The sequence below is a fragment of the Frankia sp. AgPm24 genome (assembly GCF_023243055.1).
In the GTDB taxonomy this organism is placed as follows: domain Bacteria; phylum Actinomycetota; class Actinomycetes; order Frankiales; family Frankiaceae; genus Frankia; species Frankia umida.
Map to the genome: position 1 here is coordinate 45624 of NZ_JALKFW010000167.1, position 17104 is coordinate 62727.

The following is a 17104-nucleotide window of genomic DNA, read 5'->3' on the forward strand; positions in this document are numbered from 1 at the left end:
ACGGCGATGGGGCTGGGCGGCTAGTCGAGGCGGCGCCGCAGCTCCCGCTTGTCGATCTTGCCGACGGCGGTCAGGGGCAGCTCGTCCACGATCGTGAGCAGGTCGGGTTGCATGAACCTGGCCAGGCCGCGGTCGCGCAGGTAGACCTTGAGCTCGCGCAGTCGCAGTGACGCGCCGGCGACGAGCACGATCACGGCCCGCACGGATTCGCCGACCTGTTCGTCGGCGGCCGCGATGACCGCGGCCTGGACGATGGCGGGATGGGTGAGCAGATGCTCCTCGAGTTCGGTGGCGGAGACGTTCTCCCCACCCCGGTTGATCACATCCTTGATGCGTCCCTCGACGACGAGGTGGCCCTCGGCGGTGCGCCGCACCAGGTCGCCGGTGCGGTAGAAGCCGTCCGGGGTGAACGCGGTCGCGTTGTGCTCGGCCGCCCGGTAGTAGCCGCGGATGGTGTAGGGCCCGCGGGTCCACAGTTCACCGGTCGTCCCCGGGGGGACGTCCACCCCGTGCTCGTCGACGACCCGGATCTCGTCGGCGTCGTCGAGCGGGCGGCCCTGCGTGGTGCAGGCGATCTCGTCACCGTCGTCCGGCCGGGTGTAGTTGAGCAGGCCCTCGGCCATCCCGAACACCTGTTGGACGCTGGCGCCGAGCACCGGTCGGATCTGCCGGGCGAGCTCGGCGTCCAGCTTCGCGCCACCGACCTGCAACAGCCGCAGGCTGGTCGTGTCCGGACCCTCCCAGCCGGCGGCCAGCACCCAGATCCGGGCCAGTGTCGGGACGACCGCGGTGACCGTCACCCCTTCGCGGGCGATGAGCCCGAAGGCGATCTCCGGACTCGGCGCGGGGGCCAACACCACCTTCGCACCCACACCGAACGCGCCCAGCAGGCCCGGGCAGGCCAGCGGGAAGTTGTGCGCGGCCGGCAACGCGACCAGGTAGACGTCGTCGGCGGTCAGCCCGCACACCCGGGCGCTGGCCGCCGCGTTGAAGGCGTAGTCCCAGTGGGTGCGCGGGATGAGCTTCGGTTTGCCGGTCGTGCCACCCGAGATGAGCAGCACCGCGACCCCCGCCGGGTCGATCGGTTCGGCGCTGGTCACGGGCCTGCCGGCCCGGGCCGCGGCGCCGGCGGCGGCGACGGTGGCGAGCCCGGTGAACCGGCCGGCGTCCCCGGCCACCAGCACCTGGCGCACCGACGGGACCGCCGCCACGATCTCCTCGGCGAGCACCCGATGGTCGAACCCCTCGTGCGCGTCCGGGATCGCGTACGCCACCGCACCGCAGAGCCGGGCGAGATGTTCGATCTCGACCCGGCGGTGCGCGGGCAGGGTCAGCACCGGAATCACACCGAGGCGCACCAACGCGAACAGCAGCGTCACGAACTCGATCCGGTTCGGCAGGTGCACGACCACCCGGTCGCCCGCGACCAGACCCAGTTCCGTCAGGCCCGCGGCCAGATCGTCGACGGCCTCGTCCAGCTCCCGGTAGGTCAGCCGGACGGGCTCCTCGAACGACCCGCCGACCAGCGCGGTCCCGGTGGCGTACCGGACGGCCCAGTCGCGCAGCCGGTCCGCGAGCGGCCCGCCCTGCCAGTGCCCGTCCGCCTGGTAACGCCGCGTGAACTCCGCCGGCCACGGGACGAACCCGTCGACCGTGCGATGCGCGTCGGTGAGCGCCGCCGGATGGCTCATGCCGCGTCTCCCACCGGGTCGGCCTCGTCCCCGAGGCGCAGCTCGATCTCGTCGTCGGACAGGCTGGCGATCTCCCAGGCGATGGACGCGACCCGGTCGAGTCGTCCCGGGGTTCGTTCGGCCGTGCGCATCGCGGCCGCGAGCCCGGCCACCGTCGGCGTGCCGAACAGCATCCGCACCGACACCTCGGAGGTGTCGAGTTCGTCGCGCAGCCGGGTGACGACCGAGGTGGCCAGCACCGAGTCCCCGCCGACGGTGAAGAACTCGTCGGTGACACCGCAGGTGCCGCCGAGCAGGTCCTGCCAGACCAGCAGGATCATGCGCTCCAGGTCGCTGCTCGGCGCGGTCACCGGACGCGCCCCGTCGGCCGCCGACCCGAGCAGTGCGGCGGCGGCCGTACGGTCGATCTTGCCGTTGGCGCTCAGTGGCAGCGCCGGGACGACCACGATCCGGTCCGGCACCATGTGCGGCGGCAGCAGCCCACCCACCTGCCCCCGCAGCCAGACCTCGACCGGCTCGTCCCGCGCCCCGCCCGCCGCATCCGGCGCGTCCGAGAACCGTGGCGCGTCCGAGAACCGCGGGTCGAGGACGACCGCCGCGCCCAGGGAGGCCGTCGACCGGGTGCCCGGGGCGGCGGACCCGCTGGTCCCGCTGGTGATGGCGGCGACGGCGGCGTGCACGCCTGGCACGGCGGCCAGGGCGCTTTCGACCTCGCCGAGCTCCACCCGGAACCCGCGGATCTTCACCTGGTGGTCGCGGCGGCCAAGGAACTCCACCGTGCCGTCAGGCAGGTAGCGGGCCAGGTCGCCGGTGCGGTACCAGCGGGAACCGTCGTGGGTGAGGAAACGGTCGGCGGTGCGCTCGGGATCGCCGCGGTAGCCGGCGGCGACGCCGTCCCCGCCGATCCACAGTTCGCCGGTGACCTGGTCGGGGCAGTCCCGGCCGAGCGGGTCGACCACGCGCAGCCGCACGTTGCGCAGCGGCGTGCCGTAGGGCACCGAGCTCCACCGCTCGGGCACCGGCACACCCCCGACGACCTCGCAGACGGTCGAGTGGATGGCCGTCTCGGTCGTCCCGCCGAGCCCGAGGAACCTGGCGTGCGGGGCGAGGGCGGCGAGGCGTCCGGGCAGGTCGACGCCGACCCGGTCCCCGCCCAGCAGCACCGCCCGCAGACCGCCGACCGCGGACGACGGCCCGCCACCAGCCGCCGCGGTCGCCGCGGTCGCGGTCGCCGTTGTCAGGAGCAGGTCGAGGACGGCCGGCACGCAGTTGAGGATCGTGACGCCGTGCGCGGTCACCAGCTCGACCCAGCGGGTCGCTTCCCGGCGCGCCGCCTCGTCGACGAGGACGACCGCGCCGCCCGCGCCCAGCGGCGCGAACAGGTCGAACACCGACAGGTCGAAGTCGAGGGCGGAGACGGCGAGCGTCCGGTCGTCCGCCCCGATGCCGAGGCGTTCGACCAGGTCGTCGATGGTGTTCATGGCCGCCCGGTGCGACACCTCGACACCCTTGGGCTCGCCGGTGGAACCGGAGGTGAACAGCACGTACGCCGGCTCGTCCAACCGGGTCTGGTCCTGCGACGCGGCGCGCACAAGCCGCCCGGCGCCGCTGGCCGCGTCCACCGTCGGGCCGACCAGATCGGTCAGGGTCACACTGGTCACGCCGGTGGGCCAGACCGCACCGTCCGCCCGGTCGGCGGTGGTGATCGCCACGGTGAGTCCGGCGGTGGCCACGATCCGGGCGATCCGCGCCGACGGCTGCTCCACGCCGATGGGCACGTAGGTCCCACCCGCCGCGAGCACGCCGAGCACGGCGACGACCTGCGCGGACCCCTTGGGCAGGCTGACGCCCACCAGGTCACCCGGACGGACACCTCGGGCGACCAGGCCCCCGGCCACCGCCCGGGCCCGCGCGGCGAGCTGCCCGTACGTCAGCGCCTCGCCCGCCGCGACCGGCCCGTCCGCCATGGTGGCGGCGGCCGGCGAGCCCAGCAGGGCGGGGGCGTCAGGTGTCCGGGCGGCGTGGGCGAAGAAGCCCTCGTGCAGCAGCCGGGTCGAACGTGGCCCGGCGACGGCGCCGACCCGGGCGCGCACCGCCCGCGTCGCGTCGTCGAGCAGCACGTCGACCGGCAGATCCCAGGCGAGCTCGCGTACCAGCCGTTCGAAGGCGGCGAACATGGCGTCGACGACACCGGGGGCGAACGCGTCCTCGCGGACATCCCAGTTGATCAGCAGGCCGCCGTCCACCTCGGTGACCTGCGCGTCCAACAGGACCTGCGGGCCCTGCGAGATGATCCACCCGGGACGCCCGAACGCCGTGCGCACCGCCGGGTCGAACAGTTCGCCGAGGCCGAGGGCACTGGTGAACACGATCGGGGCGAGCAGCCGCTCGCCGCGGGCCCGGCCGGCGTCGCGCAGCACCTCCACCCCGGAGTAGGCGGCGTGGGCGGCGTCGGCGTGCAGCCGGGACTGGATGCGCCGCGCCCGCTCGACGAACGGCACCCGGGCGGTCAGGTCGACCTCGAGCAGCACCGAGCTGGTGAAGTCGCCGACCACCCGGTCGATGTCCGGATGCACCTGCTCACGGTCGAACAGCGGCACGTTGAGCACGAACCGGCTCTGGGCGCTCCAACCGCCGATGACCTCGGCGAACACGGTCGCCACCGCCACCGCCGGGGTGACTCCGCGCCGGTGCGCCGATCGGCCGAGCTCCTCGCGGGCCGCCCGCGCCAGCCAGACGTGCCGGCGGGTCACCCGGGTCGGAATGTCGTCGCCGGACGCGACCGCGCTCGAGGCCAGCGGCAGTTCCGGCGCCCCTGGCAGGCTCGGCAGCCGGTCCTGCCAGGCCTGGCGGGCCTGCTCGGCCGCCAGCCGGCGGGCCGTCGCCCGCTGCTCGCGGTACTCGCGGTAGGTGTAGCCCGGTGCCGGCGCCACCGCCCCACCGGAGGCGGTGTCCTCGGGGTGGGCGTAGAGCTGGGCCAGGTCGGCGAGCAGGACACGGTAGCTCACCGCGTCGGCGGCGACCATGTCCACGTCGAGGTGCAGTCGGGTGGCCCCGTCGGGCAGCAGGCTCAGCGCGGTGGAGAACACCTCGCCGTGCTCGATGTCGAGCATCTGGTGCGACAGTTGGTCACGGACCGCGTCAAGCCGGGCCCGCACGCTGGCCTGGTCGAGGGCACGCAGATCGTGGACGGTGAGCCCACGCCAACCCGACTCCGACTCGACCCGCTGGGCACCGTTGTCGGTGATCCTCGTCCGCAGCGCCTCGTGCCGCGTCACCAGCCGGCGGATCGCCGCGGCGAGACGGTCGGGGGCGACGTCACGGCCGTCGAACTCGGTGTAGAGGTGGGCCGCGACACCGCCGAGGGGCTGGCCTCGGTCCCGGCCGACCCAGTAGGCGTGCTGCATGAGCGCCAGCGGGAACTCGCCGTCGACCGCCCTGTCGCCCTCGCCCTCGCCCTCGGCACCTTCCTCGTCCGACCTGCCGGACGCGCCGTTGGTCGCGGGCACGGCGGAAGCCACGGGTGCGTCGGGGTCCGTGGGAGCGGCACCGCCACGGGTGGCCTTCGACCGGGCCGCCGCGGCCCGATCACCCAGGATCTTGGACCAGCCGTCGAGGGTGGGATTCTCGGCCAGCTCACCGAAGGTGACCGCCAGGCCGTCGCGGCGCCAGGCACCGACCGCCTGGATCAGCGCGATGGACTCCAGACCCAGCTCGAACAGGTTGTCCTCGTCGCCGACGTTGGCCGGCTCCTCGTCGATCAGGCCGGCGACGAGGCGACGCAGGTCCTCACGGTCGGGGCCAGGGCCAGGGCCGGGGTCGGCGCGGGCCACCAGGAAACGGCTGACGCTGCGCAGCTTCTCGCGGGTCTCCTCGAGCTCACGCTCTGGCCGGGACGCCTCGACGATGCCGGCGCCGGCCCGCAGCCAGGTCCGTCCGTCCTGCTGGTAGGCCGAACGCAGCACGAGCGCGGCGTCGAGCGAACCGTCCGCGTCGACGCTGAGCACCGCGCCGCTGTACACCCCGCGCGGCTGCGACTCGTAGCGCCGGATCGCGGCGAGGGCGTCGGCCTTCGGGATACCCGAGGCGGTGATCGACGGGAAGACCGCGGCCATCGCGTCCCAGGCGTCGTGCCCGGGGGTGAGCTGGCCGCTGACCCGGGAGGCCAGGTGCTGCACGCTGCCGCGGTCGAGCACGGACATGAACTCGTCGACGACCAGCGACCCCGGCCGGCACAGCGGACGCAGCTCCTCCTGCGCGGCCTGCACCGACACGGCGTGCTCGTAGATCTCCTTCGGGTCGGCCAGCAGCGCCGCACGGCGCGCCCGGTCGGCGGCACCGTCATCGGCGGCCCCACCGTCACGTGCCGTGGTGCCGGCCAGCGGCTGGGTGGAGACCCTCCCGTTCGCCGCGACCTCGACGACCGTCTCCGGGCTGAACCCGCAGACCCGCAGACCACCGAGGTCCAGCAGGAACGACCGGGCCGGGGTGTTGCCGCGCCGGCCCCGCTCATAGGTGGCGATCAGATCCACCGGCCCGTCCACCGGGACCACCCGGGACATGATCATCTTACGCAGCCGGCCGGCCTGGATGTCGGCGACGGCCCGCGCGACGTTCGCCTCGTACCGCGCCGCACCATGCTCAAGATCCGCGAACGCCGACCCGCCCGCCGCCGCGGCCACCGTCGTCCCCGCGGCGGTCACCGCCCCCGCGATGGCGGCGCCCTCGGCCGCGACGGCGGCCAGCTGGCGGGCGAGCTTGTCCAGGTCCGCACGGGCGACCGCGCGCAGCAGGGCGCCGGCCGCCGTCAGCCGCGTCTCCCGGGCCGGGACGACCAGATGCACCAGCGGCTCAGCCGACACCGGGCCGGGCAGGCCCGCCAGCCGCGGGCCGAGCTCGAAGCCCGCCACCCCGTAGGCGCGCCACCCGACGAACGGCAGGTCGGCCAGGACCCGGGCCAGTGCCCGCAGCGGGTCGTCGCCCACCGGCTCGCCCCGCCAGGTGCTGCCGGTGCGGTAACGGATCTCGTCCCAGTAGACGATGATCTCGCTCAGGACACCGGTGCCGATGCTCCACTCACCCTCGCGCTCGTAGACGGTGAAGGGCGCCTCGGCGGCGCGCACCAGACCCACCGCGGCGGCGAGTGGGTCAAGACCGAGCGCGAGGGCGCGCTCGTGGTAGGTCCGGGGCGCGGTCATCGGGTCGCGCCGGAACCCGCGCCGTCGGGCTGCCGCTGCGCGTCGGCGTCGGCGTCGGCCGCACCGGGCTCGTCGGTCACGTCGGCGCCGGCCGCGGCCTCCTGATCCGCCGCCATCCGGGCGATGAGGCTCGCCGGGCGCAGATCCGTCCAGTGGGTCTCGACGTAGTCGAGGCAGGACGCCCGATCGGTCGCACCGTGCACGATGCGCCAGCCGGCCGGAACCGGCACGAACGTCGGCCACAGCGAGTGCTGCTCCTCGACGTTCACAAGGACGTAGAAGCTGCCGTTCTCGTCATCGAACGGGTTCGTCGACATGCGGATCCCGGCTCCTCGGGTTTCGGCTCACAACGATGAGACAATCGTTCAGGTAAGCTTTACTTAAGTTACGGGCATGAGTCCAGCCCTTTGAGAAGAAAATTCCAACGCGACACTCACAGGGAATGCCGCGCTAACTCAGACGACCGGCTTCCACTCGGACAGTGCGCGGAAGCCGTTCGATCGTTGTCGGACGGTGTGCGATGACAAGCAGCGTGCGTCCGGGCCGTAGCCGTTCGACGGCGTCCTCCAGCCGCTGGGCCGCCTGTGGATCGAGGTCGGCGGTCGCCTCGTCGAGCACCAGCACCGGCGGGTCGACCAGGGCCGCCCGCAGCAGGCCGACGATCTGGCGTTCCCCCGCGGACAGCCGCTCGCCACGGGCGCCGAGGTCCGCGTCCAGCCCACCGTCAAGCCCGTCGACCCAGTCGGTGAGGCCGAGTCGCGCGACGGCGTCGCGCATCGCGTCCCGGTCCGGCGTACCCGGGGTCAGGGCCAGGTTCTCGGCCAGCGTGCCGCTGATCAGATGCACCTGCTGTGGGACGAGCACAATGCGCGCCCGAACCTCGGCCGGATGCACCGTACGCAGGTCGACTCCGCCGAACCGGACCACACCGGAATCCGGTTCGTAGAGTCCGGTGAGCAGCTTGGCCAACGTGGTCTTACCCGAGCCGGTGACGCCGATCAGTCCCGCCCGGTCACCCGGTGGAAACGCCACCGACACATCCCGTACGACGTCGGTGTCCCCGTAGGCGAACGTGAGCCCCTCGGCCGCCAGCTCCCCGCGCTCCGGCAACCCACCACCCACGACGACGGTGGCGTCCGCGGTGGTGCTGGCGTCCAGCGTGGTCGCTGGCGGCGGTGCGCCCACGGGTGGCAGGACGGTGAGCAGGTCCACCAGGCGGGCGAGGCCGACCCGGGCCTGCTGCGCCTGGCCGGCGAGCCCGGACAGGGCCAGCAGGTTCTCGAACAGGTTGCGGGTGGCGACGACGAACACGACGACCGTGCCGACCCCGAGATGACCTCCCCGCACCAGCCAGACCCCGAGCAGCAGCAGCGCCGCCGTGGCCAGGCCCTCGAGCGCGGCGAACAGCTCCAGACGGCACTGCGTGTCGATGGCCCGCTCGTTCGCCGCGCGCAGCTCGTCGTTGTCCCCGCGGAAGCGGCGCACCCATTCGTCCGGGCGGCCCGGCGCCACCAGCGCCTCGTGCGCGGTGAGGGTCTCGGTGAAGGTCGCCGTCATCGTCGCGTCCGAGGCGGCCTGCCGGCCGAACGTGCCCGCGGCGCCGGCGTTGAACCAGAGCAGCACCCCGGCCGCCAGCGGCAGGAACAGCGCGACGAGCAGCAGTGTCAGCAGCCACGAGTAGACCAGCAGCAGGCCGATCGTCAGGATGACGGTGAGCGTGATGCCGATCAGGTTCGGTAGCTGGTCCCGCAGGAACAGCGTCAGGTCGGCGATCTCACCGGTGGAGCGGCGCAGCAGGTCACCGGTGCGATGGGCCTCGAGGAAGCGCAGCGGTGCGGCGGCGAGCCGTTCGACGACCAGATCCCGCAGCCCCCGGATGGTCCGCTCACCGGCCCGCGAGAGCAGCACCTCGGACTGCCGCAGCAGCAGCATCCGGGCCACCACCACGGCGGCCAGCACGACGACCGCCCACCACAGCCGGGATCGGTCGCGGTCGGTCACCGCGTCCACACCCCAGCCGATCACCGGTGCGATCGCGACCACCGCGGCGGTGCTGGCGAGACTGGCCAGCACCGCACCGGACACGATCACCCGGTGCGGCCGCAGATACGGCCAGAAACGCCGGAACACCCTCTTGGTCGAGGGTTCGGCCGCCAGCTCACGCAGCTCAGCCATGACCACCACCCACCGGGACGCGCGTGTCGGCGCCGCCGGCCGCCTCGGTCTCGCCAGCCGCCTCGGTCTCACCGGCCCGGGTCTCGGCGGCCAGGGTCTCGGCGGCCAGGGTCTCGGCGGCCAGGGTCTCGGGGTGGACGGGGGCGCCGTCCGGGCCCAGGCGCAGGACGCGGTCGGCGGCGGCCAGCACGGACGGACGATGCGAGATGACGATCAGGGCGGCCCGCGGGGCCCAGGCCCGCAGCCGGCGCAGGATGGTGGCCTCGGTGTCGGCGTCCACCGCGGCGGTGACATCGTCGAGGATCAGTACGTCCGGTCGGCCGAGCAGGCCACGGGCCAGCGCCAGGCGTTGGCCCTGACCACCGGAGACCGTCGCGCCGCGTTCACCGAGGGAGGTGTCGTAGCCCTCGGGCAGGCTCGCCACGAAGCCGTCGACCGCGGCGACCTCGGTCGCCCCGCGCATCGCCGCCAGGTCGAACTCCCGGCCCACCCGCAGGTTGTCGGCCACGGTGCCGGCGAGGATCAGGGGCCGCTGCGGGACCAGCCCGATCCGGGCGGACAGCTCCACCCGGGCGACCCGGCGCAGGTCCACCCCGCCGAGGCTGACCGTGCCGGTCTCGGGGTCCTCCAGCCGGCACAGCACCCGGGCCAGCGTCGTCTTGCCGCTGCCGGTCGGGCCGGTGACCGCGACGAACTCGCCGGGGCCGACCCGCAGGTCGAGCGGGCCCAGCACGCGGCGGCCGTCGCGCACCGCGGTGATGGCCTCGGCGACCAGCGCACCCTCGGCCGGTGGCACCTCGCCACCCGTCGGGTCGTCGGCGCTGACCGCGGTGTCGAGCACCTCGGCGATCCGGGTGGCGGCGACCCGGGCCTGCCCGCGTGAGGACAACAGGTCCACCGCGATCGTCACGGCCAGCGTCAGTGTGGTCATCCAGGAGGTGAAGGCGACCAGACCGCCGATGGTGAGGTCGCCGTGCAGCGCGGCGGTGCCCCCGATACCCAGGCCCGCCGCGATCGCGAGCCGCGGCACCGCCGGCGGGACGGACGTCCACGCCGCCGAGATCCGCGCGGCGACCATCGTGTGCTCGGTGAGGGCGGCGCTGCGCTCGTGGTGGCGGCGCACCAGTTGGGCCTCACCGCCGATGCCCCGCACGGCGGCGCTGGCCGTCAGCAGGTCGTCGACGGCGTCGGCACGGGCCCCGAACGACTCGGACAGCCGGTCGTTGGCCACGTCGAACCGGGCGGGAAAGTAGGCGTTGGCCAGCGCCACCAGCGGGATCGTCACGATCCCGACGACCAGCAGCAGCGGATCGAGCAGGGCGAACGCGGGCAGCACCACCACGATCGTCACCGCGATCCGAATCCAGATCGACAGGCTCTGCACCCACAGCCGGATCAGGTCGACGTCCCGGGTGGCGCGCATCGCGAGGTCACCGCGGCCGTAGCGGGCCAGCGCCGGCCGGTCGAAGGCGGCCACCCGCTCGACGATCGAGGCCCGCAGCCCATGCGCGACGCGCGCCGCGGCCCGGCCCGACCAGCGCAGCCCGCCGATCCCGCCGAGGGTGAAGGCGACCGCGACCAGAGCCGTGGGAATCGCCCACCGCACGGTCTCGTCCACCGAGCCCGGCGTGATCCCACGGTCCAGCGCCCGCTGCACACACCAGGGCAACGCGAGCATGGCGCCCTGTTGGACGACCGTGGCCAGGGCGCCGAGGGTGAGCTCGCGCCGCTGACGCCGCAGCCGCTCACGCAGCAGCCGTCTGCCCGTCGAGCTGTTCACAACCCAGCACCATCCGTCCTGCCTGCGGCTTACCCGGCTCCTTGCGCCCGCGGTCGCATTCCGGAATTTAGGTACAGGTAACCTAAGTCCCTGGCTGCGCGTCAACCGTTGTGACCGCCCGAGCCCGCCGTCGCCCCTACGCCCACCCCGACCACGGCATCGTCGCCGTCCGTCACCGGCTCGGTCGAGGTGCTCGTGGCGTCCGCCGTCGGGTCGGGGGTCTCGTCCACGCTCGCCGGTGCGACCCGGGCGACCTGGCCGGCCCGGGAGCGCAGCGGGATGACCAGCGGCGTCTCGGATTCCGGGTCGGTGATGACCCGGCAGGCGAGACCGAACACCTCCTCGACGAGCTCAGCGGTCACGATCTCGTTCGGTGGGCCCTGGGCGACGATCCGCCCGTCACGCATCGCCACCAGATGCCCCGCGTAGCGGCTGGCCTGGTTGAGGTCGTGCAGCACCGCCACCAGGGTGTGACCGCCGTCGACGAGCAGGTCGGCGCACAGGTCGAGCACCTCGATCTGGTGGGCGATGTCGAGGAAGGTGGTCGGCTCGTCCAGCAGCAGGATCGGCGTCTGCTGGGCGAGCACCATGGCCAGCCACACCCGCTGGCGCTGCCCACCGGAGAGCTCGTCCACCGCGCGGTCGGCGAGTTCGGTGAGGTGGGTGCGCGCCATGACGGCGGCGACGACCTCCTCGTCCTCACGTGACCACTGCCGCAGCAGCCGCTGGTGCGGGTAGCGGCCGCGGGCGACCAGGTCTGCGACGGTGATGCCGGCCGGCGCCGTCGCAGACTGGGCGAGCAGCCCAAGCCGGCGGGCGACCTCCTTCGTCGGATACGACGAGATCAGTTCGCCGTCGAGATGGACGGCCCCCGCCTTCGGCCGCAACAGTCGGACCAGCGCGCGCAGCAGCGTCGACTTGCCGCAGGCGTTCGGCCCGACGATGACGGTGAACTCCCCGTCCGGGATCTCGATGTCCAGCCCGCTGGCCACGACCCGCCGGTCATACGCGAGTGTCAGTTCGTGCGCGCTCAGCCGCGTCATCGGCCGCCCTCTCTCCCACCGTCGGATGCGTTCCGCCCTGCCCGTGCCCCTTGCCCTGCCCGTGCCGCCCGTGCCGCCCGTGCTGTCATCCGGGTCGCCGTTGCCGGACGAGCAGGACGGCCAGATAGGCGCCGCCGACCACGGCGGTCGCCACCCCCACCGGCAGCTGGGTGGGGGCGAACAGCCGCTGCGCCGCCAGATCGCTGACGGCGACCAGGGCCGCGCCGGCCAGCGCGGTCGCCACCAACGGCGGCGCCGACGCCCCGCACAGCCAGCGGGCCAACGGCGGCGCGGTCAGCGCGACGAAACCGATCGGCCCGGCGGCGGCGGTCGCGCCCGCCGCCCGCGCCGCCCCGCCCGCGCTCAGCGCCGCCCGGCGCCGGCCGCCCCCCCCCCCCCGGGCCTGCGCGGGGTCGGCCCCCCGGTCCAGGTAGGCAAGCCGGCGCCCCAGCCACAGCGCGAGTGGCACCAGGACGACCAGCGCCGCCGCGAGTGGACGGACCTGCTCCCAGCCGCGGCTGTTCAGACTGCCGATCAGCCAGATCTGGGTGTTGACCGCGTCGGCCAGCTCGGCCCTGGTGATCAGATACGAGTTGACCGACGACAGCAACGCACCGGCCGCGATCCCGATCAGCACCAGCCGCGGCCCGGCGACACCCCGCCGATGCGCCAGCAGGTAGACCAGCGCCCCGGTGATCACCCCGCCGACGACCGCGCCGAACGTCGCCTGCCCCGCCGTGCCATGCAGCACCAGCAGAACCACGATCGCCCCGGTGGCGGAGCCGGTGGTGAACCCGAGGATGTCCGGGCTGCCGAGCAGGTTGCCCGACACGCTCTGGAAGATCGACCCGCTCAGGGCGAGCCCCGCCCCGACCAGCAGACCGGTGAGCAGCCGCGGCAGCCGCAGCGAGTTGACCACGAAGTCGTTGCCACCGCTGCCGTGCCCCGCCAGGGTGCGCACGACATCGGCGAACGGGATCGGGTAGTCACCCGTTGTCAGCGCGGCCACCCCGGCGACCAGCACGGCCACCGTGAACGCCGCGCTGATGGTGATCGACCGCGGGGAGATCCGCACCGATACCGCGTCCCCACCGAACCGCCGAACCCGGACGATCCGACCAGCCCCCAGCACCGGCCCGGCCACCTGCGGTCTGGGCGCCTGCGGGTTGGTCACCCGCGGGTTGGTCACCCGCGCGGAGTTCATGCGCGTGCCAGCCGGGCGCGGCGGCACAGCGCGATGAACACCGGGGCGCCGAGGAAGGCCGTGACCACACCGACCCGCAGCTCACCCGGCGCGACGACAAGTCGGCCGATCAGGTCGGCGCCGAGCAGCAGCACCGCGGCGAGCACGGCGCAGTACGGCAGCACCCAACGCTGGTCGGTCCCCACGATCGCCCGGGCGATATGCGGGACGGCGAGGCCGACAAAGGCGATCGGCCCGGCGGCGGCGGTGGCCGCCCCGCACAGCAGCACCACCGCGAGCGCACCGAGCAGCCGGGCCCGGTTCAGGTGGACGCCGAGGCCGCGGGCGGCCTGTTCGCCAAGCGCGAGCGCGTTCAGGGAGCGGGCCTGGCTGGCCGCCAGCAGCAGACCGACGACGATGAACGGCCAGATCGTCGACAGCGCCGGCGCGCCCGGTGCGGCCAGCGACCCGACATCCCAGAAGCGAAACCGGTCGAACGCGGTCGGGTCGAGGATCAGGATCGCGTTGACCACCGCGCCGAGCAGCGCCACCGCCGCCGCCCCGGCCACCACCAGGTTCGCCGGCGTGTCCGCCCCGCGCCCGGCCGTGCCGATCGCGAACACCGCGACCGAGGTGAGCGCCGCCCCGCCGAACGCGAACCAGACGTAGCCTGCCGTGCTCGTCACCCCGAGCGCCGAGATGCCCAGCGCGACCGCGGCCGAGGCGCCCATGCTGATCCCGAGCAGCCCCGGTTCGGCCAGGTCGTTGCGGGTCAGGGCCTGGGTGACCGCCCCGGACACCCCCAGCGCCGCGCCGACCGCGAGCCCGAGCAGCGTGCGGGGAACCCGCAGGTCGTGCACGATCACGGCCGCCTTCGACCCGTCGTTGTGCCACAGAACCCGCCAGACCTCGGTGAACGGCACCCGGTTGGCCCCCAGCCACAGGCTGAGCAGGCACACCACCGCCAGCACCACCAGTGCCGCCACCAGCCCACCAACCCGCCGCCGCACCGCCGCCGCACCCGTGATCGTCGGACTCGGGGGCCGGATCGGGGGCGTCGCTGTCGGGGTCGTCGCTGTCAGGGGTGTCGCCGCCGCCGCGTGGTCGTGCACGTGGACGGCGCCGGCCAGGGTCGCCCCGGCCGGACCGTTGTGCGCGACAGTTCGCACCGACGTGCCTCACAATCCACCCGTGGAGTAAAGATAGGTTAACTTGCCAACCAGCGACGGTATCCGTGCTCCGGCCGTTGCGTCCAGAGGGTCGCCGGCGTCATCCGAGTCACGGCCGGCACTCCGGCCCCCGTCAGCCCCTGTGCCCCGGCTGCCGGCACCGCCCGCGCCGCACACCCGCGCACCCCTCCCCATGCCCGACCATCCACAGGTAGCGGACAGCCCGCCCACAGACACCGTCGGCAGCCAGGCCCGGTGGCGTGACCAGGGCCTCAACCAGGGCAGCGGCCCTCCCGATTCCCTTGACATGCCACGAGCCCACCCCGAAGATGGATAAGATAAGGTAAGGCTACCTTAACTTATTTCATTCTCGCCATACCACCCTCGCCAGCAGACGAAGCGATTCGCTCAGCGACCGGAGGATCAGTGACCGGAGGATCGGCTGTGGCAAGACGTCCGGCGTCCGCAGACAACGGCATTCTGGACCTCGTCGGAGTCGGATTCGGCCCCTCGAACCTGGCTCTGGCGATCGCCATCGAAGAACACAACGCGGCGCGGTCCCCGCAGGACGCGCTGAACGTGTCGTTTCTGGAACGACAGACCAGCTTCGGCTGGCACCGCGGCATGCTGCTCGAGGGCGCGACCATGCAGGTGTCCTTCCTGAAGGACCTGGTGACCCTGCGCAATCCGGCCAGCGACTTCAGCTTCCTGTCATTCCTGCACGAGCAGAACCGACTGGTCGACTTCATCAACCACAAGACGCAGTTCCCACTGCGCCAGGAATTCCACGACTATCTGGAGTGGGCCGCCCGCCGGCTCGACCATCTGGTCAGCTACGACCTGCGGGTCGTCGATCTGCGTCCCGTCCTGGTCGACGGCGAGATCGCCCTGGTCGATGTGGTCGCGGTCCGCGGCGACACCGGGGAGACGGTCATCCACCGGGCTCGCAACGTCGTTCTGGCCGTCGGGCTCGAACCACAGGTGCCCGCGGGCATCGACCTCGGTGAACGGGTCTGGCACAACTACGACCTGCTGCACCGGGTGGCCAGCATGCCGGCCACCAGCCGTGAGCGGTTCGTCGTCATCGGCGCCGGCCAGAGCGCGGCCGAGGTCACCGAGTTCCTGCACACCCGCCATCCGGCGGCCGAGGTGATCGCCGTCTTCGCCCGCTACGGCTTCAGCCCGGCGGACAACAGCGCTTTCGCCAACCAGATCTTCGACCCGTCCGCCGTCGACGACTTCTTCACCGCGCCACCCGCGGTGAAGGAGATGCTTTCCAGCTACAGCCGCGGCACCAACTACTCGGTGGTCGACATCGACCTGATCGACGAGTTGTACCGGCGGATGTACCAGGAGAAGGTGCACGGCCGCGAACGCCTGCGGATGATGCGCGCCTCCCGCCTGCTCGACCTGCGCCCCCTGGCCGACGGCGTGTCCCTCGACGTCGAGTTCCTGCCCACCGGCACCCGGGAGACCCTCGAGTCGGACATCGTCGTGTTCGCCACCGGCTACCGCTCCCGCGACCCGCGCCAGCTACTCGGCACCCTGGCCGAACACTGCCCGTCGGACGCCACCGGGCACCCCCACATCGGACGTGACTACCGCCTGCGCACCGACCCCGGCACCACCGCCGGCGTCTACGTCCTCGGCGCCACCGAGCACTCCCACGGCATCTCCTCGACGCTGCTGTCCAACGTCGCCGTCCGCGCCGGCGAACTCCTGCGTTCGATCATCACCGCCGCCGCGGGCATCGCCGACACCACCGCTTCCGTTTCCTCCCCCACCAGGACCGCAGGCACCACCCCCATCACCGGTGCCGACGAATCCACCACCCGTACCGTCAACGAGCTCAGCGCCCTGGCGACCCGCTGACTGGTCCGGTCTCCGGAGCTGGGACGACGGCCGCTGCCCCTGAGCACGCACGGACAGGCGCGCTAGCGGCCGAAGGTGAGGAAGTGGGCTCCGCCCCCGGCGTGAATCCCAATGGATTCGTAGTGTTCGTACAGCACATCGAGCCGACGCCGGGCCTCGAGGCAGCCGAGCCAGAACCGCCGGGGCGGCTCGCCCCATCCGGCGGCACGGTAGATCTGATCGGTGTGACCGTCCAGATCGTAGACGGCCGCATCACCCTCAGCCATGTCGCGACCTGAGACGTCGGAGCCGTCCGGAACACCGCGCTCAGCAGCGCCGGTGGGGGGGCGTCCCGCCGCGGAAAAGCCGTCGACACGATGCCGGCCGCCCGCCCGCAGGCCCACCGGTCGCCGCCCACCCGCGCGCGCACCGCTGGTACTCCGGTCAACCGCGCGCGCACCGAAGGCGGACGCGCCCACCGCGTAACCAGTAGCCGGATACCCCATGATCGGATATCCGACGCCCGGCGACCCCGGCGCCGGAGGCCCCACGACGGGATGACCCGTGACCGAATGGCCGGGAACCGGATGGCCCCGCGTCCCGCGCTCGCCGACCGATCGTCCGCCGGTGGAGGAGACGAAGGTCAGCGACAGGTCGGCCTGAAGGCGGGTCAGCGCGGTGAGCTGGGCGGCCAGGGCATGCAGCATCTCGTCCACCGGCGCGGAGACAGCGAGTTCGGCGGCCCGTTCGTCACCGGTCAGCTCGTACACGGCGGCGCGCATCGCCATGGTGCGTACGGCCTCGACGAACAGACCGGGGCCGTCCACCACCACATCCCATTCGGCGATCAGCGGCAGGCCGGTGAACGTCACCCAGCGTCGCGAGTAGGCGAGGGTGCTCGTACGCAGCCGCTCGAAGTGCGGGTGTGCCTCGATCGCATCGAGGATCACCGCGGCGCGTTCGCCGACGGTGTGCGGGCTGAGCACGTGTCCCTCCCGGAAATCTGGCCATTCG

The 17104-nt window shown here is 73.1% G+C and carries 10 protein-coding genes; 1 reads left to right on the forward strand and 9 read right to left on the reverse strand.

Annotated features, from left to right (window positions below; translation table 11 throughout):
* Positions 1 to 20: 20 nt before the first annotated feature.
* The 8 genes from MXD61_RS10300 to MXD61_RS10335 form a co-directional block, all read right to left on the reverse strand.
* A complete protein-coding gene (locus MXD61_RS10300) occupies positions 21 to 1691 on the reverse strand; it encodes a (2,3-dihydroxybenzoyl)adenylate synthase (protein WP_248812611.1) in 1671 nt (556 codons plus the stop codon).
* Positions 1688 to 6889: a salicylate synthase gene (locus MXD61_RS10305; protein ID WP_248812612.1), complete on the reverse strand. Its 5202-nt coding sequence runs from the start codon at positions 6887 to 6889 to the stop codon at positions 1688 to 1690. Before MXD61_RS10305 ends, MXD61_RS10300 begins: the two co-directional genes overlap by 4 nt.
* Entirely contained in the window at positions 6886 to 7206 is a 321-nt protein-coding gene (locus MXD61_RS28005; protein WP_285223218.1) for an MbtH family protein, read from the reverse strand. The genes MXD61_RS10305 and MXD61_RS28005 overlap by 4 nt, the downstream gene beginning before the upstream one ends.
* Before the next feature lie 133 nt (positions 7207 to 7339).
* A complete protein-coding gene (locus MXD61_RS10315) occupies positions 7340 to 9064 on the reverse strand; it encodes an ABC transporter ATP-binding protein (RefSeq protein ID WP_248812613.1) in 1725 nt (574 codons plus the stop codon).
* Positions 9057 to 10844: an ABC transporter ATP-binding protein gene (locus MXD61_RS10320; RefSeq protein WP_248812614.1), complete on the reverse strand. Its 1788-nt coding sequence runs from the start codon at positions 10842 to 10844 to the stop codon at positions 9057 to 9059. Before MXD61_RS10320 ends, MXD61_RS10315 begins: the two co-directional genes overlap by 8 nt.
* 101 nt (positions 10845 to 10945) lie before the next feature.
* A complete protein-coding gene (locus MXD61_RS10325) occupies positions 10946 to 11887 on the reverse strand; it encodes an ABC transporter ATP-binding protein (RefSeq protein ID WP_248812615.1) in 942 nt (313 codons plus the stop codon).
* An 85-nt stretch (positions 11888 to 11972) separates the two neighbouring features.
* Positions 11973 to 13091: an iron chelate uptake ABC transporter family permease subunit gene (locus MXD61_RS10330; protein ID WP_248812616.1), complete on the reverse strand. Its 1119-nt coding sequence runs from the start codon at positions 13089 to 13091 to the stop codon at positions 11973 to 11975.
* Positions 13088 to 14119, reverse strand: a complete 1032-nt coding sequence (locus MXD61_RS10335) for an iron chelate uptake ABC transporter family permease subunit (RefSeq protein ID WP_248812630.1) — start codon at positions 14117 to 14119, stop codon at positions 13088 to 13090. Before MXD61_RS10335 ends, MXD61_RS10330 begins: the two co-directional genes overlap by 4 nt.
* Before the next feature lie 564 nt (positions 14120 to 14683).
* Here MXD61_RS10335 and MXD61_RS10340 point away from each other — a divergent pair.
* Complete coding sequence (locus MXD61_RS10340) at positions 14684 to 16111, forward strand: lysine N(6)-hydroxylase/L-ornithine N(5)-oxygenase family protein (RefSeq protein ID WP_248812617.1); 1428 nt, start codon at positions 14684 to 14686, stop codon at positions 16109 to 16111.
* 62 nt (positions 16112 to 16173) lie between these two features.
* On the opposite strand, the gene MXD61_RS10345 is transcribed toward MXD61_RS10340, so the two are convergent.
* Positions 16174 to 17076, reverse strand: coding sequence for a hypothetical protein (locus MXD61_RS10345; RefSeq protein ID WP_248812618.1), 903 nt, complete (start codon positions 17074 to 17076; stop codon positions 16174 to 16176).
* Positions 17077 to 17104 lie beyond the last annotated feature (28 nt).